At 52.3% G+C, this 20,659-nt stretch carries 14 protein-coding genes and 3 tRNA genes; 8 read left to right on the top strand and 9 right to left on the bottom strand.

The annotated features are described in order from the left end of the window. Positions 1-199: 199 nt before the first annotated feature. The 6 genes from AC01ZF_RS16865 to AC01ZF_RS16840 all read right to left on the bottom strand — a co-directional run bounded on the left by AC01ZF_RS16865 (position 200) and on the right by AC01ZF_RS16840 (position 4,404). Positions 200-289, bottom strand: a tRNA-Ser gene (locus AC01ZF_RS16865). 10 nt (positions 290-299) lie between these two features. Continuing rightward, positions 300-393, bottom strand: a tRNA-Ser gene (locus AC01ZF_RS16860). 23 nt (positions 394-416) lie between these two features. Continuing rightward, positions 417-492, bottom strand: a tRNA-Trp gene (locus AC01ZF_RS16855). A gap of 116 nt (positions 493-608) precedes the next feature. After that, the gene (gene dnaB / locus AC01ZF_RS16850) at positions 609-1,961 is read right to left on the bottom strand and encodes a replicative DNA helicase (RefSeq protein WP_424677008.1); all 1,353 of its coding nucleotides are present in this window, start codon (positions 1,959-1,961) and stop codon (positions 609-611) included. A 111-nt stretch (positions 1,962-2,072) separates the two neighbouring features. Next, entirely contained in the window at positions 2,073-2,519 is a 447-nt protein-coding gene (rplI, locus tag AC01ZF_RS16845; RefSeq protein ID WP_424677014.1) for a 50S ribosomal protein L9, read from the bottom strand. A 307-nt stretch (positions 2,520-2,826) separates the two neighbouring features. Then, entirely contained in the window at positions 2,827-4,404 is a 1,578-nt protein-coding gene (locus AC01ZF_RS16840) for a glycoside hydrolase 5 family protein (protein ID WP_476575526.1), read from the bottom strand. A 214-nt stretch (positions 4,405-4,618) separates the two neighbouring features. On the opposite strand from AC01ZF_RS16840, the gene AC01ZF_RS16835 reads away from it, so the two are divergent. From AC01ZF_RS16835 to AC01ZF_RS16815, 5 genes are all read left to right on the top strand, one after another. Continuing rightward, a complete protein-coding gene (locus tag AC01ZF_RS16835; RefSeq protein WP_428111913.1) occupies positions 4,619-5,266 on the top strand; it encodes a sugar transferase in 648 nt (215 codons plus the stop codon). A gap of 80 nt (positions 5,267-5,346) precedes the next feature. Then, complete coding sequence (locus tag AC01ZF_RS16830; protein ID WP_424677005.1) at positions 5,347-6,036, top strand: acetyltransferase; 690 nt, start codon at positions 5,347-5,349, stop codon at positions 6,034-6,036. A gap of 107 nt (positions 6,037-6,143) precedes the next feature. Beyond that, a complete protein-coding gene (locus tag AC01ZF_RS16825) occupies positions 6,144-7,313 on the top strand; it encodes a DegT/DnrJ/EryC1/StrS family aminotransferase (protein ID WP_424677004.1) in 1,170 nt (389 codons plus the stop codon). Positions 7,314-7,749: 436 nt separating this feature from the next. After that, the gene (locus AC01ZF_RS16820) at positions 7,750-9,702 is read left to right on the top strand and encodes a polysaccharide biosynthesis protein (RefSeq protein ID WP_424677003.1); all 1,953 of its coding nucleotides are present in this window, start codon (positions 7,750-7,752) and stop codon (positions 9,700-9,702) included. A 22-nt stretch (positions 9,703-9,724) separates the two neighbouring features. Then, on the top strand, positions 9,725-12,082 hold the full coding sequence (locus AC01ZF_RS16815) for an SGNH/GDSL hydrolase family protein (RefSeq protein ID WP_476575525.1): 2,358 nt from the start codon (positions 9,725-9,727) through the stop codon (positions 12,080-12,082). Positions 12,083-12,105: 23 nt separating this feature from the next. On the opposite strand, the gene AC01ZF_RS16810 is transcribed toward AC01ZF_RS16815, so the two are convergent. The 3 genes from AC01ZF_RS16810 to AC01ZF_RS16800 form a co-directional block, all read right to left on the bottom strand. Beyond that, positions 12,106-13,281, bottom strand: a complete 1,176-nt coding sequence (locus AC01ZF_RS16810; RefSeq protein ID WP_424677001.1) for a 2-phospho-L-lactate transferase CofD family protein — start codon at positions 13,279-13,281, stop codon at positions 12,106-12,108. Positions 13,282-13,359: 78 nt separating this feature from the next. Beyond that, positions 13,360-14,472, bottom strand: coding sequence for a phosphohexomutase domain-containing protein (locus AC01ZF_RS16805; RefSeq protein ID WP_424677000.1), 1,113 nt, complete (start codon positions 14,470-14,472; stop codon positions 13,360-13,362). Beyond that, on the bottom strand, positions 14,469-15,896 hold the full coding sequence (locus AC01ZF_RS16800) for a phosphomannomutase/phosphoglucomutase (protein ID WP_476575524.1): 1,428 nt from the start codon (positions 15,894-15,896) through the stop codon (positions 14,469-14,471). The genes AC01ZF_RS16805 and AC01ZF_RS16800 overlap by 4 nt, the downstream gene beginning before the upstream one ends. 174 nt (positions 15,897-16,070) lie before the next feature. Here AC01ZF_RS16800 and AC01ZF_RS16795 point away from each other — a divergent pair, with 174 nt between their 5' ends. The 3 genes from AC01ZF_RS16795 (at position 16,071) to AC01ZF_RS16785 (ending at position 20,465) form a co-directional block, all read left to right on the top strand. Next, positions 16,071-17,666, top strand: a complete 1,596-nt coding sequence (locus AC01ZF_RS16795) for a hypothetical protein (protein ID WP_476575523.1) — start codon at positions 16,071-16,073, stop codon at positions 17,664-17,666. 320 nt (positions 17,667-17,986) lie between these two features. After that, positions 17,987-19,087: a hypothetical protein gene (locus AC01ZF_RS16790; RefSeq protein ID WP_476575522.1), complete on the top strand. Its 1,101-nt coding sequence runs from the start codon at positions 17,987-17,989 to the stop codon at positions 19,085-19,087. 76 nt (positions 19,088-19,163) lie between these two features. Beyond that, entirely contained in the window at positions 19,164-20,465 is a 1,302-nt protein-coding gene (locus AC01ZF_RS16785) for an oligosaccharide flippase family protein (protein WP_428132696.1), read from the top strand. Positions 20,466-20,659: the final 194 nt, after the last annotated feature.

Below are 20,659 nucleotides of genomic sequence, written 5' to 3'. Positions count from 1 at the left end.
TCAGCATCTTTAGGTGAGGCTCAATGAGCGTGCGCGGCCCTTGGTCGGCAAACGAGCTACTTTTTCTATCCTAGAGCATACAACCGATGCAATCAAGGCAGAGACGAGCGCATCATTCGCTTTTTTTGTTGCAATTCTGAAACACTATCACCTAGGCCGCCCCATGACAATCGCCCGCAGATAAGCCTGCGGGCGATTTTGGCGGGGAGGGAGGGATTCGAACCCTCGAGGGGGTTGCCCCCCTAGCGGTTTAGCAAACCGCCGCACTAGGCCACTATGCGACCTCCCCGTAGTAACACTGGAGGGGGCGGTGGGATTCGAACCCACGGGACGCATTGCTACGTCCTTCGGTTTTCAAGACCGACGCAATCAACCGGACTCTGCCACGCCCCCGCTTGGCTGGCCGGCACAAAAAATGGCAGGCGGGACAGGACTTGAACCTGCAACCGGTGGATTTGGAGGCCACTGCTCTGCCAATTGAGCTACCCGCCTTCGCGTTCACTATCCTACCATATTCTGCCGATTTTGGCAAGAGCGATCATCGGCATTGCCAATCCGCCACGCCACGGAACGCATGCAAACAGCACACCTTTTCTCCGCTTCCAAGCCTAGAACCCCTCTGGAGCATGATAGCGCTCGAGGTTCTGGAACCGGGTGGTACGAGCCTCAAACCGCAACGGAATCACACCGAGCGGACCGTTTCGGTGCTTGGCAACGTGAATTTCGGCAATACCTTTCTTGTCCGTGTCCTTGTCGTACAACTCTTCGCGGTAGATAAACATGACGATGTCCGCATCTTGTTCGATCGATCCCGATTCGCGCAAGTCACTGAGCATTGGTACGTGACTTTGGCGACCTTCAACGGCGCGCGAGAGTTGGGAAAGAGCGATCACCGGCACATTCAATTCTCGCGCCAGTGCTTTCAACCCACGGCTGATCTCACTAACCTCTTGTACCCGATTATCGGCACGCCGACCAGACATCAGTTGGAGGTAGTCGATCATAATCAACGTAATCCCTACTTCGCTGTGCAACCGACGAGCGCGCGCGCGGACATCAGTGATACTCAGACCGGGTGTATCCTCGATGTAGATCGACAGCTCGGAAAGCACACCTAATCCCTCGATTGCCAAACTCAGCTCTTCGCCACGCAGATTACCAGTACGAAGGCGTTGCATATCGATACCGGTATGCATCGCTAGCATGCGCTGCACCAACTGCTCGCGACTCATTTCAAGGCTAAAAATGGCGACGGTGCCATTGGCTTGATACGCCACGTTGTAGGCGAGCGAGAGGGCAAGCGATGTTTTCCCGACACTCGGCCGGGCTGCAAGAATGATCAGGTCGCTCGGCTGTAACCCACCGGTCAGTTCATCGAGATCGTGGTAGCCGGTTGGTACTCCGATCACTTCCCCGCGCCGCTCTTGCATCGATTCGATCTGGGCGAAGAGTGTATTGACGACCCGACCGATATGAACGAAATCCTGATTGTTACGGCGTTGGGAGACGGCAAACAGTTCTGCCTCTGCGCGGTCGAGCGTCTCTTCCAAATCACTCGACTCGTCATAGCCCATGGCTGCAATCCGGCCACCGGCCTCGATCAGACGGCGTAAGAGTGCTGTCCGCTCGACAATGCGGGCATAGTATTCGATGTGGACGGCCGTTGGTACTTCGGTGACCAAATCGCTCAACATGGTCACGCCACCAACCAGGTCGAGTTGACCACGCCGACGCAGTTCGGCAGCGACAGTTGCGATGTCAGCCGGTTCACGCCGGTTGTAGCACGCGAGCATGGCTTCGTAAATGAGCGCATGCTTTTCTAAGTAGAAGTATTCCGAGGGGAGCCAACCGGCAACTGCGATGATCGCATCGCGTTCCAGCAGAATTGAACCAAGCGTCGCTCGCTCAGCTTGCAAATCAAATGGTACGCTCCGTTCCAGCCGATCTTCGCGCTTTTCCACCGTTTTTCCCCCGTTGCCCACCGATTATCCACATCATCGGGATAAAACGCCAATGTGCCGCAATTTGCGGCACATTGGACTAGAAGATTGCCCCGTTACGGTCGAGGGTTATTATTCGCCGGTTACCACCACTTTGAGCGTTGTTGAAACACCACTTGCCAGCTCAACCGGAACCTCGTACTCTCCGGTGCGTTTGATCGGATCTTCCAATGCGATCTTACGCCGGTCGATCTCGACACCTGCTACTTCGTGCAGCTTCGCCGCAATATCGGCATTGGTCACCGAACCGTAGAGCCGATCCTGTTCCCCAACCTTCACAACGAAGGTCAGAGTCAGCGCTGCCAGCTTTGCCGCAAGTGCCTCGGCTTCTTTGCGCATTGCCTCGGCCCGCCGGCGCTGCGCGGCTAGTCGCTCTTCAGCCTGCTTGATCTGGCCTTTGGTTGCAAGAACGGCAAATCCTTTGGGTATCAGGTAGTTTCGGCCATAACCGCCGCTTACATCTTTGATTTCGCCCGCTTTGCCAAGATGTTCAACATCTTGCAGAAGCAATACTTTCATTTTCTTTGCGCTCACGGCGCTCTCCTTTACCTAGACCTGTTCGTAAGCAACGGCCTTTATCTTACCATAACCCGGCGGAGAACGTCAACGCAGGTGATGAACCGTTCGTTTATCGGGCAACAAGCGGTGTGTAGACGCGGTAGATAGTGTTGACAACACGCAACGTGACCGGGATACTCTGCACGCCGACACTCCCGGCATTGACGGTGATGGTTGTCGTATAATCACCGGTTGCCAACCCGTTGGGATCGATGCGGTATTGTAAGATACTGCGATGACCACTCCCACTCGTCGTTATGAGTGTAAGCTAACTCGCACTACCACCAGCAATCCAACTGATACTGCCCGACCCGGAGTTCTGCACCGAGAGCGTATACGTGGTGGCCGGATCGGTCGTCAGCATCGGAATGGTGACAGCGGCCGGGGTGACAACCAATTGCGGCGGTGTGTCTTGACGGAGATAGACCGGGGTTCCACTAAGTGGAATCTGGGCTTGCCCAGCACTGATCGTGAGCGGCAACACGCCCCCATCACGGCTGAGTAATTGGGCAGTGTATCCGGCCATCAGTGGTACTGACAGTGTCGCGGCCCCACCGGTTGTCCACAACAGATCGATCAATGCGCCGGTTACAGTTTGAAAGCGGAGGTGGTAGCGGGCTGCCGGAGTCAACCCATTGCTTTGATGCGTGTAACTGTGCAACAAACCAAAGCCGATAAACGTCGCCCCGCCAAGCTGCGCTGTAAGTTTGGCGTAGGCATTGGCCGCCGGTTTGCGCGCGTATCCTTGATTACGGTTACGCAAGATGGCAGCATTACCCCACACATCAGCGGTCGAACTATCGAATTTATCTTCGAGTTGGAACCAGTTGATATGCTGTACCCCTAACGCCAAGGCAATACCATAACTACGTACCAGAAAGTCGGCTTGTTCTTGCTCGCTGCGACAGACGGCTGAAGCAAACGTACAGGTCGACCAGCCTAACTCACTGATCCAAAGCGGCACATGTGAACCACGCTTTTCGTTCAGCCAGCTTCGCACATTACTAATTCGTCCCCAAAGCGTAACCAAACCATACAGACCGGCACGATCAGGCGCAGTATCAGGCATGTAGGGATGAATCGCCAGCACATCAAAGCTCGTCTGGGCAGGAGGAACAGCCGTAAACGCCGCACCGAGAAATTCGAGACCGTCACGATTCCCGCCTGTGCGCGTGCCACCATCAAAAACGTAGACCCCGCCGGTTGCAATGAGTGCGGTTGGATCGGCCGCTTTGGCTGCGGTGTAGCCGGCTACCAACAGTGCACCGTATTCGTGTGCTTCACCCGGCCAAGTTGCCCAATTGTTCGGTTCGTTCCAGATCTGCCATGCCGCCACCCGTGGCGAACCCGGCGCATCATTGTAGCCATCGCCATCGTAACGCTCGACTACCGCACGAACAAAATCGGTAAAGTCTTGCGGGTTGGCCGGTGGGCACCAGTAATTGAGCGAGCCACCGTTGCGCGTGATCCGGCTGCTACAATCGCCAACCCGTGCCCATGCCGGTGTTGTCAGTAACATGCCGATAATTCCCAACCCGGCGTTGGCAGTCTGCGTTAGGGATGCGTCCATCAAATCCCATGTAAAGAAGCCTTTATTCGGTTCGAGATTGGCCCAACTGATCTCTTCACGTACCCATTCAGCCCCCAACGACCGCGTAGCATTAATCAACGCCGCTACATCATCGTTGCGATTTTGTGGTAAGCGCTCTAGACCGCTGAAATAGGTATTCATCCCAAATGCCGTCAACTGTTTTGGCTGGGCAATGGCCGCAACGCTAGGAACCGACTGATTTTCACCGACCAGTATTATCAGTAGGACGCAGATCAAGAGGATACGAGCAGACATAAATCCCTTTTTTCCAGCATGAACATAATCCACGTGTCTCCGATCCTATACTCTCAGCCTATCACATGCAACGCTTATGAATGGAAACACATCGGTAGAAGATGTCCCGAATTGTATAGAGTGTCACCCCCTATCACCCTACTCGTTCATCTAACTGACATCTTCACCCGATACGATAACAGTGTCCCTAACAAATCGTGTCACGGAGACGCCTATGTACCGTCGTTATGGAAAACGGCTGCTTGATCTGATGATCGTTATTCCGGCCCTGATCGTGCTGGCACCGGTGATGGCACTGATTGCGATACTGGTGCGGATCAACCTCGGCCCCGGCATTTTCTTCCGTCAGCAACGACCCGGCTTGCATGGCCGCCCGTTTACCATGCTGAAGTTTCGTACCATGACCAACGCCCGTGATGCACAGGGTAATCTCTTGCCCGATGAGCAACGACTCACGCGGTTTGGTCGGTTTTTGCGCAGTACCAGCCTTGACGAACTACCCGAACTGTTCTGTGTGTTACGTGGTGAAATGAGCTTAGTCGGGCCGCGACCGCTGCTCATGCAATATCTCGACCGGTATACTCCCGAACAACGCCGCCGACACGAGGTGTTGCCGGGCATTACTGGGCTGGCGCAGATCAACGGACGCAATGCGCTTTCGTGGGAAGCGAAGTTTGCCTACGATGTCTATTACGTCGACCACCTATCGCTATGGCTTGATCTGAAGATTCTCGCTCTGACCTGCTGGAAAGTATTGCAGCGCGAGGGGATTAGCCAACCCGGTCATGCCACCGCTGAGGAGTTTCGTGGTTCACCTGCGGTCATCCCACCGTCACCCATCCAACCCAAAAGTCCGTTATGATGGCACACGGCAATCTCGACGCATCCCGCTGCCTTGGCCCCGAATCAATGAACAGATACAACAGATACATCGGCTGATCTATGACACAACGCATTCTCATTCTTGGTGCTGGCGGACACGGCCAAGTCGTGGCCGACATCCTGTTGCAGGCGGCTGCAAACGGCAATCCCTACGAACCCATCGGCTATCTTGACGATAATCCGCGCCGCCAAGGTACGCAGGCCCTTGGGTTACCTGTATTAGGGCCACTCGCCGCCGTAAGCGACATATCGCATGAGGGTGTCGTCATTGCGATTGGTGATAACCGGGTACGGGCACGGTTATTTGATACTCTACAGCAGCGTGGTGAAACTATCGTGTGCGCTATCCATCCAACTGCCATCATTGCTGCCGATGTCATCATTGGCCCCGGCACGATGGTCTGTGCCGGTGTTATTATCAATCCCGGTAGCGTGATCGGCGCCAACGTTATTCTCAATACCGGATGCACCATTGACCATCACAACCAGATCGGCGACCATGTCCACATCGCACCTGGCGTCCACACTGGAGGTAATGTTGTGATCGGCGCCGGATCATTGATCGGGATTGGAGCGATTGTGATGCCACAACGCCGCGTTGGTGCGTGGAGCATTGCCGGTGCCGGCGCATTGATCCACCGGGATGTGCCATCTGAAACGGTCGTCGTTGGCGTACCGGCGCGCCCGTTGCGTACCCGCATAGTGGGGAATGATCTGCGTCTCAACACAACCACGCCGCACGATGCTTAGTCGTCGATAATAACGTCCGCAATCTAAACGCGATCGTGTCAAGATGCAGTAATGCTGCGCTTCCCACCCTGCCCTAACGAAGTTGCGCCAAGCTGAGGAGGTAGATTGTGTCGATCCCAATGTCATCCCCAGACATTACTGCCGCCGAGATTGCTGCCGTCAATCAGGTGTTGCAGACCAGCTATTTAAGCATTGGACCGCAGATAGTTGCTTTCGAGCAGGCAATGGCTCGCTATGTTGGTCTTCCGCACGCCATCGGTGTCAACTCTGGAACCAGCGGCTTACATCTCTGCTGTATCGCCACCGAAGCGCGTGACGGCGATCTGGTGATTACCACACCATTCTCGTTTATCGCTTCGGCGAATAGCATTCTCTACGAACGGGCCATTCCCATCTTCGTCGACGTTGATCCGGTCACCGGTAACATTGATCCGCAGCTCGTTGCCGAGGCAGTACACGATCTGATGCGCGGTGGTGCTGCTGCTACCCGTTGGCTGCCACGCCGACACGGGTCAATCGGCACCTTGAAGGCAATTATGCCGGTGCATGCCTTTGGCCAACCTGCCGATATGGATCCGATCAACACCGTAGCTGCCGAATACGGTTTGTATGTGATCGAAGATGCTTGCGAAGCCATTGGATCAACCTACAAAGGGCGCATGGCTGGTACGCTGAGTGATGCTGCTGTCTTTGCCTTCTATCCCAACAAGCAGATGACTACCGGCGAGGGTGGGATGATCGTGACGCCTCACGATGAATGGGCAACACTCTTCCGCTCGTTACGCAATCAGGGCCGTGATGTCTTCGATGCATGGCTCAACCATACGCGGCTCGGCTACAACTATCGACTTGACGAGCTGAGCGCAGCTTTAGGTGTTGTGCAATTGAGTCGGATCGAAGAACTCATTGCCCGCCGCTCCCAAGTCGCGGCGTGGTATCACGAGCAACTGGCCGACCTCGAACTGGTTGAGTGTCCTCAGCTCAGTCCCCACACAACGCGCATGAGCTGGTTTGTGTATGTGGTGCGGATTCTGCCACCGGCCAATCGCAACACCGTCATGCAACGTCTCGCGGCTGCCGGCATTCCTAGCCGTCCGTACTTTACTCCGATCCATCTCCAACCTTTCTACCAAGAACGCTTCGGCTACGAACGCGGTGATTTTCCCATCACCGAACGCCTCGGCGACGTATCACTGGCTCTTCCTTTTTCCAGTGTGATGAGCGAAGCTCAGGTGAGCGAGGTAGTAGAACGGCTGCGCGCTGCCCTCGCCGCCTGAGTTACGGTCGGTTCCTCATGCAAGAGGGAACGGCATAACGTGCTCTTCCGCTCTTTTCAGCACGCTGAGAGGAAAAGATACATACCATCTTCGTTGACATATTCGCTCATTCGATACCCGGCCTCTCCGTCCACTCAGCTTCCTACAAATGTGCCCCCCAACGACGCGGAAGGGCTATCTTAGCATTGACGCTTCACAGAGCATTACCGGCAGTGAGACAATGAACGGTGCAAACCATCTGTACACCCAAGCGAAACGAGAATACTGCCTTTTCTAACAAGATTCTCATCACCTCACTGTCAAACCCACATCACTTGTTCACTTACAGAGCGTAGGATTTTAGGCAGAAAGACGACTAACGAAGTAATAGTTATCTTACTGACCGACAAGTCGTGTTGTACTGATTCCAGCAGGAGCAACCGGGAAGGAGCTCGACTTGAAGCTCGAATTATCTTCACCCACCCGCAATCGTTATTTTTTCTTGCTTGATACGATCTTGTTACCTGTCGCCGCCTACTTGAGCTTTGTGGTACGTCTTGACGAATTACCGTCAGGCGCAGCACTTATGGGTTGGTTTATACTGGCAGCGCTCGCTACACCGATCCACCTCTTTGTCTTTCGACAATTGGGTGTCTATGCACGCTATTGGCGCTACGCTTCCATTGACGAACTACTATTGCTTATTTCAGCGGTGTCACTCGCTATGATCATCACCGCACCAACCACGTTCATCGTCGCCAGTATCATACCAATGGCTCTCCTCCCGCGGTCGGTACCGGTTATCTTCTTCGGTTTTAACCTCGCTGCGATGATCGGGCCACGCCTGTTATCACGCTTGCACTGGCACCATCAGCTAATGCAACGCAAGCGTAAGGGTGAACTCAACGGTAAGCAGCAACGAGTGTTGATTATGGGTGCCGGCTCGGCAGGTACGATGATCGCGCGTGAATTGCGTGATAATCCGCAACTCGGTATGGTAGCGGTTGGGTTTCTCGATGATGACCCCCTTAAATTCGGTATGCGTATCTACGGCATACCGGTACTCGGAAATCGCTTCGACATACCGCGCCTGGCCCGTGAATATAATGCACATCTGGTCATCATCGCGATGCCTTCGGCCACCGGCAAAGAGATTCGTAGCATTGTCGAACTCTGCGAACGAACCGGGGTCAAAACCAAAATTATGCCCGGTCTCTACGAAATGCTCGACGGGAAGGTTAGCGTTAATCAATTGCGTAACGTGCAGATTGAAGACCTATTGCGTCGGAAACCGGTGCAAACCGATATTGTCGCCGTCCATAATCTGTTACGTGGCAAGCGCGTGATGGTCACCGGCGGCGGCGGTTCAATCGGCTCGGAACTCTGCCGCCAAATCCTGCGCGCTCAGCCGGAAGAGCTGATCATCCTTGGCCACGGCGAGAACTCGGTCTTTACCATCGAGCAGGAGCTACGCCGGATCGCGCTGCCAACAACCAAACTGACGACGGTCATTGCCGATATTCGCTTTACCGAGCGCGTTTTGCATATCTTTGAACAATACCAACCCGAGATCGTTTTCCACGCGGCAGCGCACAAGCATGTGCCGTTGATGGAATTGCATCCGTCTGAAGCGGTGACCAATAACGTGCTCGGTACGCGCAATCTCCTGAGAGCGGCAATGCAGGTTGACGTGAGCCACTTTGTGATGATCTCGAGCGATAAAGCTGTTAATCCCACCAGTGTGATGGGGGCCACGAAACGGGTAGCCGAGCTGCTAGTTCACGAAGCGGCCCGATTAACCGGACGAGCATACGTCGCAGTACGTTTCGGCAACGTGCTCGGTTCACGCGGATCGGTCGTATTGACGTTCAAGCAGCAGATTGCCGCCGGTGGTCCGGTCACCGTTACCCATCCGGAGATGCGCCGGTTCTTTATGACCATCCCTGAAGCGGTTCAATTGACCCTCCAAGCCTCGGTGTTAGGGAAGGGCGGCGAAGTGTTTGTCCTCGATATGGGTGAACCGATCCGCATCGTCGATCTCGCGCGCGATATGATCGAGCTGTCCGGTTTACAGGTCGGACGCGATATTGATATCGTCTTTACCGGCCTCCGTCCCGGCGAGAAGCTGTACGAAGAGCTGTTTATCGAGGGTGAGGAATATCAGCGCACCGAGCACGCCAAAATCTTTATCGCACGCAACGCTTCACAGTTTGTCCCTCGCGCACTCGCCGATCAGATCCGTATCCTCGAGATGGCAGCCTTTAATGAAGATACGGCCTTGCTCCTCCGTACCTTGCATCGGCTCGTACCGACCTTCAAACAACCGATGCCACTACCGATGACCGAACCCAAGCCGCGCGAACAGGCTGTGGGTGAACCGCTGTGGAAACGACAGATGGCAAGTGATTAACGTCTGGGCAGAGAATTGTTCTATGTCGCTACCACCTATCTATCGCATTATCCTGATTGGCATCGCCGTTCTGCTCGGATTGGGAGCGGCGAGTAGCACGTTACAACCACCTGCCGTGGCCCAAGTGCTTAATCGCGGATTACATGTGCAAACAGGGCCTGATGGACAGATCGATGTGGTCATGCCATACCGCTTTGCCCTCACGTTCAGCGCTCATGGTATTAGTGCATGGCGTGACTTACGACGTGATCCGGCAGGGAACCATAATCTTGTTGTATCCGATTCGGTCTTGGTGCAAGTGCAAACCTCGGCAAACCAACCGATCACCACTACGCCGATGCTCATGCACTCATCACCCGTGCGAGCACAGATCACCTACACCACCGGTCCTACCACCGTAACCTATGAAGTATGGGCTGGCGGTCAGATTGCCATATCCGTTAACGGCCAGGCCACTATCAGCGGGCCTCATCTCACTCCCGACACCAGTTCTGGAGCTTTTCTCCAACCGGTCGCGATCACACCGTCGAGCCAACATTGGCTCCTCTTCCTCGATGCATGGGCCGGTGAGGCGTTACCTAAAACAACCACTGCCCCGTCATTAGCCGGTATTGCTTCAACGTCTGGGGTCGGATTAGCAGCCAACGGAGCGGTGGCGATTACTCCATCGAACGGGATCGTGCGCTATCCGCGCCTACGAGTGAGAAACTGGACCGGTGGTGCACCATCGGTCCAACGCGCCGGTGTGACCCTTACTCCCGGCATTGATTATGTGACCGAGTATGATGAGGCGACCGGTGATCTGATCATCCAGTATCTCCACCTGTTGCCACCCGGTTCAACCTCAACTCGAACCTTTACCATCCGTCCGGCACAAAGTGAACCGGTACTCGCCTTAACGATTCTCGATGCCAACGGCACACCACGCCCGATCGATCCGGTGACCGGCATGCTGATCATCGATGCCGATCTCCCGGCAGCTTCATCACCCGCCCCTGGCCCACTGACCACCAAAGATGTGTTTCAGATTCCCTATATTCAGACCGATCCGGTTTTGCGGCTGCAAGCAACCGTAACCGATCCGCCCAGTGGGTTTGATGGGGTGCGCTTTACTGTCAATGGTCCCGGCTTCACCCAGACCATCGACGATACAACGGCAGGCGATGGCTGGCAAGCAACCATTACCTTACCACGCCGTGCCGAGTATACCGTAACAGCCACCATCCTTGTAAATGGCACGACCGGATCGCTGAGCCGCACCATCGCCCCGGTCGGCTACGGACGAGTGTTCATCAGTATTGGCGACTCGATTACCGCCGGCAAGTGGGGATTTTACCGAGTGCCACCGGGTTCAGCCCTTACCGGTGCCAGTGATGGCTACCCATTCACCAGTCCGCCGGTAAGCGGTAGCGGGTACCCACGCAGCAGTGATGGTCGCAACTATCCACAAGCGGATAATACGCAAGCCGACAGTGCCGGCTATACCAATATCTATTATGCTGGTTATCAGATCGAGCTTAACAACCTCTTGACCACTTGTCTCAATAGTCCGGTCTTTATCCTCAATGATGGTTTTAGCGGCATTCGCACGGCTCGTGACCTCTACGGCAATACGACCGGCTCAGACCGGATTGGTATCGCAGGCTACCTCAATGTTCTCGGCAAAGCGGCAGTTTACCGCCAGCACATCGCCGATCTCGGTGCCGAACAGATACTCTTACAGGTAGGTACCAACGACGCAACAGCAACGTCAACCACCAACATCTACAACAACCTTATGCCGGCCAGTGTGTACAAAGAAGACCTACGGGCGGTGATCAATGCCCTCCGCCAGGACCGCCCCGATCTTGCCCTATGGGTTGCCCGGCTGCCATGGCGCAACGATGGCACGGCAAGCCAAGCAACTATCCGCCGCACCACAACGCAGGCTTTCAACAGCAGCATCGTTGCATTGGTTGACGAACTCGACGATACGACGCCGATTCGGCTCGGCCCTGACTTTTACAGTTATTTCGACGCCCATCAGGATCAGATCATCACAACCAATCCGAGTAATGGGAGCGCCGATAACATCCATCCCACCACTGCCGGGTTTGGCGCAATGGCTACCTTGTGGGCTAACGTACTCTGTACCGATCTGCCGCCTGAACCCGACCCGAGTCCGACACCAACAAACACACCCTCGCTAACGCCGACAAGCACTGCTACTGCTAGCCCAACGGCGACACCGACGGCGACGGCGACGGTGACAGCCACGGTGACACCGACGGCGACACCGACGGTGGCTGCCACAGCGACCGCCACGCCCACCGCTACCCCGACACCAGGTGGCGCACCATCAACCCAAGCTACGATCTACATCCCCTTAGTCAATCGGTAACGAGTGCGGACAGCGGCGGGTATTCACACTCGCCGCAACAATTCGAGCAGAGCTGCCGTCAGCTTTTGACCATCGTGGCGCAATACCCGGACTGCGCGACTCTGTTGTGGATTGTCGAGTGAGGTCGTATATTGGATCACCGCAGCCGACAAATCAGCCTCGATCACCATACTTCCTTCGATGATCACTCCACGTCGGCCATGCACATCACCCGGCAACGTCGCCAACTCTTCGTAATCGCCCGGATCGAGATAGACCGGCGATTGATGGGCAGCGGCATAAATACGTGTCGTTTCTGGATCGATCCGTTGTGCATTCACCAACACATAATCCGGGGTAATCCCGGCATATTCCTTAATTGCCCGAATATGATCGTCCACGCGAAAGCCGGTCGTGCGTCCCGGCTCGGTCATGAGATTGCAGACAAAGATCTTTTTGGCCGGACTCGTGCGTACTGCCTCGGCAAACTCGGCCAGCAAGAAATTCGGCAGAATACTTTCAAACAGGCTGCCCGGCCCCAACACAATCGCATCGGCCTCTTGCAAGGCCTCCACCGTTACTCGAGTTAACGGCGGTGGGTTGGCTTGTGTCAAACGCAATCGCTGCACCCGCCGATCGGCCAATTCGGGATGTAGGTGGATGTGCCGCACATCTATCAGCGTACTATCGTCAAGCTCGGCAATGACTTCGAGTGGAATCGGTGTGGGTACCACGTAGTAGACATTTGGTTGATTGAGCAATCCCGACGCCCGATAATAATACTCTACTGGATCGGTGATCGGAACGATGCAGGTCATCCGGTCGACCTGTTCGCTCAGACTCGACAATACCAGCATCCCGGCTCCACCGGATATGACCGCGATTCGGCGAGGATAACTCGCACGGTCATACCCAAGCACCAACTCATTACTGGTCGGTAACTGACTAGGACGCGGGATCACCACAACACCGCTCAATTGCCAGATCCCACCGACCAAGACAGCCAAACCGGCGCCAAGCAATAAGACCCCCCGCCACGGACGGGGAAGGAATTGGAGCGTCAGCCACCAGACAATATCGGGCAATCCTTCAACAGTGCGGTAGGCGTGAATAAACAGATAGGCAACACCGAGCGACAACAACACGACACCGGCGAAGGTGAGGGAGAGTGATGGGATGAGGTAGCGCAGTGCATTAAGACGGTTAAAGATGTTCTTCATGAGGTAACCAAACGGTCTTTTCTGGCTATTACGTTAACACAATCAGTCGCCAGAACATTGTCAAATCGGTATCCCAGCTTATGCACTAAATTGGCTACGCAACGTGGCACAGAGCGCACGCAACCCACCATTACTCCGTGCTGCCGCCTCGCAGAACAACAACCCGGCCAGTAAACCATCGGGACATGTACTCCAGCGACTGAGCAATGTCTCACCTGCGGTTGTCATTGCCACTACCGGTTGCCGTTCACCGTGCAGGCTATCACCGGCTAACTCGATCTTCATTCCATTCGCCTCTTGCCAGGCCGCCAACTGCTTTGGCTGCGTGCGCAATAAGCTGTGTGGCGATGGTGGGGGAGCGATCACCAACCCTCGCTGCCGGTGATACTGAGCCACATGAGCGGCCAACAATAGGCTCGCCTCGAACGGATCGAGCACCTCGCCCGACGGATCAACCACGGCCAGTGCCGTTCCATCTCCGGCCAGCGCAACACCGAGGTGTGAATCGCTTTCGCGTACTAACTTGCGCAACCGGTTGAGCGGCGACTCGAACGGCTGTGGCGCACCTCGCGCAAAGAGAGGATCGGGATCACGGTTAATCTCAATCGCGCGCGCCTGCCCACCCTCACCGAACAGCGCCGTCACCATACCGGCGGTTGTACCGGCCATTGCATCAACAAAAAACGTCAGCGGCAAGCGCCGGATCGCATCGAGATCGAGGGCATGGCGCAACGCATCGAGGTATGGCGAGCGTAGATCAATCGTCTCTTTAAACGGCTTCGTCGGTGGAAAGACAACCGGTGGGAGTGGATCACGTGCTGGATCAAGACTCAGCCCACTCTGGTCATCAGCAACCAAGAGCAAGCCACCGATATAATACGGCCGATTACGCGCCGATACATAGAGCGCACAATCGGCTATCCGTTGATCAAGGGCGTGGTGAATGGCCGGCAATGGCGCCGGTGCATTGGCCAACATCACCTCAACGCCCTGCGCTAGGAGATCGTAAGCCAACGTTTGCGCAAACAGGTTCGCGAGAAAGCGCGTATCGAAGGCAATCAAGCAACGAGCACGCTGTGATGCCAATACTGCACCTACCGTCGCTGCCCGGCGGCGTAGTTGATCGAGTGTCAGCTCTGCGGTATACGCAGCTTCCCACGCCTGTAACAAAGGGCGTCGATACACGCTCATGCCTGTTTGCGAAACTCCTCAACGACGCTCAACATCTCATCGCGAATTGCGCTCACACGCTCCCACGTCTGGGCCTCAAAACGAGTGGTAATTGCCGGTTCGGTATTCGAGGCCCGTACCAATCCCCAGCCATCACCAAAATCAACCCGCACGCCATCGATGTCAATCAGCGGGTACTTGCCGGCAAACCGCTCGCGCAGGAAGTCGATCACGGCAAACTTGCGCTCTTCGGGGAAGGGTATCCGACCTTCATCAATCGACGGTAACACCGGATATGGGGCCAACACCTCGCGCAGCGTCTGCCCTAGCTCCCCGAGTGCGTGTAACAGCATCGCCCCCGCAAACGCACCGTCATCAAAATAGCGACCGGGGAAGGGGAAGATGGTATGACCACTCAACTCACCGCCCAACACCGCATCAACTTCACGCATCTTCGCCGACAAACTGGTATAGCCGGTCTTCCACATCACCGGCTCACCGCCCAACTCGCGGATAGCCTGTGGCAACACGGCGCTACACTTCACGTCAAAGACCACCGGCCCCTTACGCTTGGTCAGCATGGCCTTGGCCAGCGCGATCAGGTAGCGATCGGCGAACACCACTTCACCGGCCTCATCCACCACCCCTAGCCGGTCGCCATCGCCATCAAGACCAATACCGAGATCAGCGCGATGCTCGCGCACCGCCGCTTGCAAATCGCGCAAGTTCTCAACTTTCAGCGGATCGGGATGGTGGTTGGGGAAGGTGCCGTCCGGCTCAATAAAGAGCGGGATCACTTCGATGCCGAGCGCCTCGTACATCGCCATCGCTAGTGGGCCGGCCACGCCATTGCCGCCGTCGAGCGCCACCCGCGGACGGCGGTGGCCGAAATTGATCCAGCGTCGGGCCGACTCGATATAGGCCGGGCCAATGTCAACCTGCTCGTAATGGCCAGCGCCCTGCGCAAAATGACCGCTAGCGGCAATCGTTCCCACCGCTTGTATCGCCTCCGAAGGCAGCGGCTCGGAACCGAAGCGCGGCTCGGCACGGCGCAGCTTCAGACCGTTGAATTCCGGCGGGTTATGGCTGGCCGACACAATCGCCCCGGCATCAGCGCCTAACGCCTCAACAGCAAAATACATCACCGGCGTCGCTACCATGCCAATATCGAGCACGTCCATCCCGGTGGTGCGCAACCCTTCCATCAACGCCGCCTGAAAGCGAGGCGAACTCAGCCGCGCATCACGCGCTACCACAATCCGCCGGCGACCTTCGTTGCGAAACAGGGTGCCCGCCGCCCGCCCAAGCAACTCATAAATCCCTTCATCGAGATCAACCTCGACGATGCCACGAATGTCATAGGCACGAAAAATCGTGTGATTGAGCGCTACGCCCATGCCTGCCTCAAATCGCTGGATGACGTTCACCGTGAACGTCGCAATCAATATTAGGATCAGTTCGATCCTAGCCGAAAGCACCCTATCCGTCAAGAATGCGATGACCGGTTCCTCACTTCCACAGAATATGGTAAGTATGTTATCATAGCAATAGGTATCACCAAGTCATGGCGGTAGTAACTCTCGTTTTTCTTCCGTTAAACAATCAAGCTGGAGCAAAGAATGCGTGCTGCTCAAAAGCTCTTTGTCGACGCAACGATTGTCTGCTTCTTGGTGATAGCTTGGTTTAAATTATGTAGTGGCATAGAACACAGCCTCGAAGTAGACGCCACTGCTGATGAGCTTTTTTATCTCTATCAGGGCACTACCCTAACCTTCTTCCCCGACTACGGCCCGCTGTACGGCCTATGGTACTGGCTGCTCCAGTGGGCTACACCTGATCGCATCGACCTCTACTATCTGAACTGGCGTATGACCACCCTCCTACCAGTTCTCGCGTTTTACCTGCTCTGCCGACTCAATCGAGTTACACCGATGGTCAGTGCGGTCGCGGCATGGTTATTGCTCATCTCGTCGATCAACGTGTTGACATGGCCGCGCGTATCACACTTTGGGCTATTCATTGTGTTGCTAAGTCTCTCCGCGATTAATCTATTTCGATCCCGTAGTCGGAGCAGCTTGGCTATCACTACCGGCTTACTGGCAGCTAGCTATGTTCGACCGGAATTGTTCTTATCCTACATTATTGGATTAAGTATTGTTCTGATCGACCTCATCCGTGATTATCGCCAAAAACGACTGTTACCATGGATAACCATGGGCATAACCGGCTGCGCGCAACTTGCTCTCCTGACTTGGCAAGGAGTTCCGGTGACCGAGGGACGCAGTTTCGTAGCATTCTCTCAGCACTTTGCAACGAGCTGGATAACATGGAACACTAGCCCGCTAGATCCTTGGGAAGATCACAGAATCGTTATGCAGACCGTCTTTGGCGAAGCAGATACTGTTTGGGAGGCTTTTTTAGCCAACCCGACGGCCATCCTAGGTCACGTGGTACAAAATGTAATCCGATTGTACCATATGGCAGCGCTGTTACCTGTAGGTGTTGTTCTAGTTGATGTCAACGCTGACCGAATATCCAAACTCTACTTTTGGGTACTTCTCTTCATGGCACTGGTGGCATTTTTGATGACCCTTCATCTTACTCGTCGCTCAATCAGTGAGCTACTTTTTTCCAAAGAGCATAACCGCTTGCGAGTATGGACAATTACTTGCACAGTACCGTTCTTATATACAATAATATTCCTCTTTCCAAGGACTCATTATTTACTTTTATTTACAATCCCTTTGCTTCTCTATATTATAGTTGTGTATACCGCTAATCAAGCCCGAACGCCACCGCGCCTAACTGAATTAGTATTAACAGTCTCATTAATGTTCTTACTCACTCCAATGCCATACGACAATCAATTGAAAATGCCATGGCAAATGCAATGGCACACGCCGGCACTACGCTTCTTGAATACATTACCCTCTGTGCAACAGGCTCAATTAACAGTCTTAGTGACACACGACGCCGCTGGATTGTATATCCCAAAGTTCAAAAAGGTAATACAACACCGTAACAATGATGATATGTTCATGGATCACCTTGAAGAAGCTGACATCATTATTTTACCCGAACCCGATGTTTTATCTCCCGAGATCCGGCGCTTTTTCAATGATCCGCAACAGTACGGCTTCGAACCTGTACGCGAACCGTACATCCCAAGTTTATTTGTACGATCAGAGTATCGTCAACTATTCTCACCGAAATAACTTGACAAATTTCTGAGTACACTTTATCCTAGCCCCGTGCCTTTAGGCAACAATCGCTGTCACCCTGATCACCGGTTATGAACAGAAACACTCGCATACTTTACTGGATATATATTGCGGTAGCCTTGTTTTCGTGGTCGCCGAGTAATATATTAGGTTATCTTGCACCACTACTTTTCTTGTTCTCAACATCGTTGCTCATACCTCACTGGCATTTTCTTGCACTATTCATACTTTTAGTAATAAGTTGGACTTTCCAAACCATTTTCTATGTAATAATTAACCCTGATTTCCAGATTGTCAACTCCTTTGTGGCTTTTATGACTTGGTCAGGATTGATGATTTTAATGATCTTTCCATACAATAAATCTATTCAGTATGACGTTCTTTGTAAAAAACTATCTTTTTTTGCATGGATACTCTTACTTATTGAATCAATCCTTGCTATAGTACAATTTTTGTATGGCTTCATAAGGTCAGGAAGCGCAGATCTTGGTGTTGGAGACATAGTTGAAGGAACTTTTCATCCCGACCTAGAGCCTGACTTGTCCTTTTCTAATCCGATGTTTTCTATAGGCATTTCGTTACTTCTTATTTTTCTTTGGAAAGATGTAAGAAAAAGAAACTTATTAGCATACGTTATTTATTTCATTGGAGCGACCAGCTTGGTGTTAGCATCAACACTTCATGTCATAGTTATACTTGGGGTAACTCTATTTATAAGCGCCATGACGATTTTAGTAAAGATAAATCTTCGGAGATTAACAATACAATATTCTAAAGGTATATATATTATCGCGGTATTGATCTCAACTACATCATTCACTTTGCTTTCTCTCCAACCCTTAAACACTCAAAATCTATTATCAGGTCATTATCTATCACGAGATACGCCCCGGACTGCTATCATAGCTGTTATCCTTCGAGACCTACCTGAGGAGTACAGTTTTTTCCCACTATTTGGGCTCGGTCCTGGGCAATTCGCAAGTCGAGCTGGACTAATAAGCACCGGTCTCTATTTTGGTAGTCAATGGACAAAAAATTTTTCTGAGATAACTACTCAGGCACAGATAAAATACCTACTTCCCCTGAAAATTGAGCAATCTGAGAATCCGGCGTTTGGTAGAAGTTCGACCGCAGCACCTCATTCATCGTGGATTGCAGTATTGTCAGAGTGGGGTTATTTAGGTGTCATGGTTGCAATACTATTATTACTAATAATACTGAACAAAGTAAATCGAGCCGTACACTCTTCTCCAACAGAAAGATTTATATTGACGTGGGGTATTTTATTTTTCTTCTTTCTAGGTTGGGGTGAGGTATACTGGGAAGTACCGCAAGCTTGGTTCCCTGGACTAGTGCTACTCAAGCTAATGTACTTTGAATGTAAACAGAGTGCCTCAGCAAGTAAGAATACTTGACAACATCATCAGGCTATGCTATAGTAAAGAACGCTCATACACTACAACTATACGTACTATATTTGATCTATTAGTTATGATACAATTAATAAAGTTCAAATACAAAAAAATCTTGACACAAAAAAAAGTAGTTAAAAACTCCTTTTATTTGTATTTTGCATTACTTACAAATCAAATACTATCATTACTTACGGTTTCATATCTATCACGAATGCTTGGTATCGCAAACTACGGAGTGCTTGCTACTAGTCAGGTCGTGGTATCATACATTCAGATCTTTATGGATTTTGGAACTTTTCTTTACGGTTCACGAAAGATAGCTGCGATGCTGGCAGTCGGTGATTCCGTAGAACGGATCATTGTTGCAGGTTTTTGGTCAAAAGCAATTCTTCTATTGTTTATCTTCGTATTTCTTCTAGTATTTCAACTATCTCCAGTTTTGAATCTAGTTCCAGAGCCTCACCTGGAACAAAAACTGCTGATCGCTTTAGGTCTTTGTGCGTTAGCATCTGCATTCAATCCGAACTGGATATACCAAGGATTTGAGAAAATAAACATCATTACACTTTTAGATGTCAGTAATAAGCTAGTTACGATAATATTCGTCTTTTGGTTAGTTCAAAAACCAAGTGATGTAATATTTCCCATTTTTATCAGTGGTTTTTCAAGTATAATACTATACGGAGCAGCAACTATTCTCATTATTAATAAAAACAAAATAAAGATACTTTCAGTACGTTGGCAAGATGTATTCGTTTTCTTGCAAAAGAGTAGTATCAACCTTGTTTTTCAACTATCCACCATACCGTATACATCTGCGCATCTGTTTATACTAGGAACACTCGCGTCGCCCTCAACAGTCGGGGCGTTTGCAGGAGCACATAGAATTTACCAATATATTCTTACTCTTTTTCATCCGATAATTCAATCCTCTTATTCAAGAGTTTCTAGTCTCGTATCTGTGGATATGCAACGCGCAAAATCAGTAGTAAACTTTTCATTGGCAATCCTGTTAGTTTTTAGCTTGACTATCACAATCGTGTTAAATATTTTTTTGCCAAGTATTATCAATCTACTGCTCGGACCTCAGTTTTATGAATCGGTTCACATCTTACGCACACTATCAATAGCTATTCCGTTTGTAGCAGCTTCTGGATCACTTGCCATATCTTGGCTCATGCCCCTCGAAAAAACAAACTGGTTGAACGTGATATGTATGCTAGCATCACTTATCTACTTTCCTGTTGCTATTAGCTTGTGTATGTTTATAGGTGCTACTGGTATAGCAATTGCTGTTGTCATTATTGAAGCGTTTGTCACTATATCAATCCTCACGATTTTGTATCGAAACAGACTACTACCGTTCCTTCCAAAGTAGACACAGGGAGATAGCCATGTTCAAAGGGTACAATTACATGTGTAACACCCGCTGGACGAAGAAGATACATGCGTCTTCTTGCACCTTAATCATCAGATATCGTTGACGAATGGCATATTCTGATAAGATTATATTTGGCCGAAAAATCTTTCTAAAATCAGACTTATCCCTCAATCGGATGGTCAAATTCTTGG

It is taken from the genome of Chloroflexus sp. (genome assembly GCF_056331925.1).
This window is presented reverse-complemented; position numbering and strand designations above follow the sequence as displayed.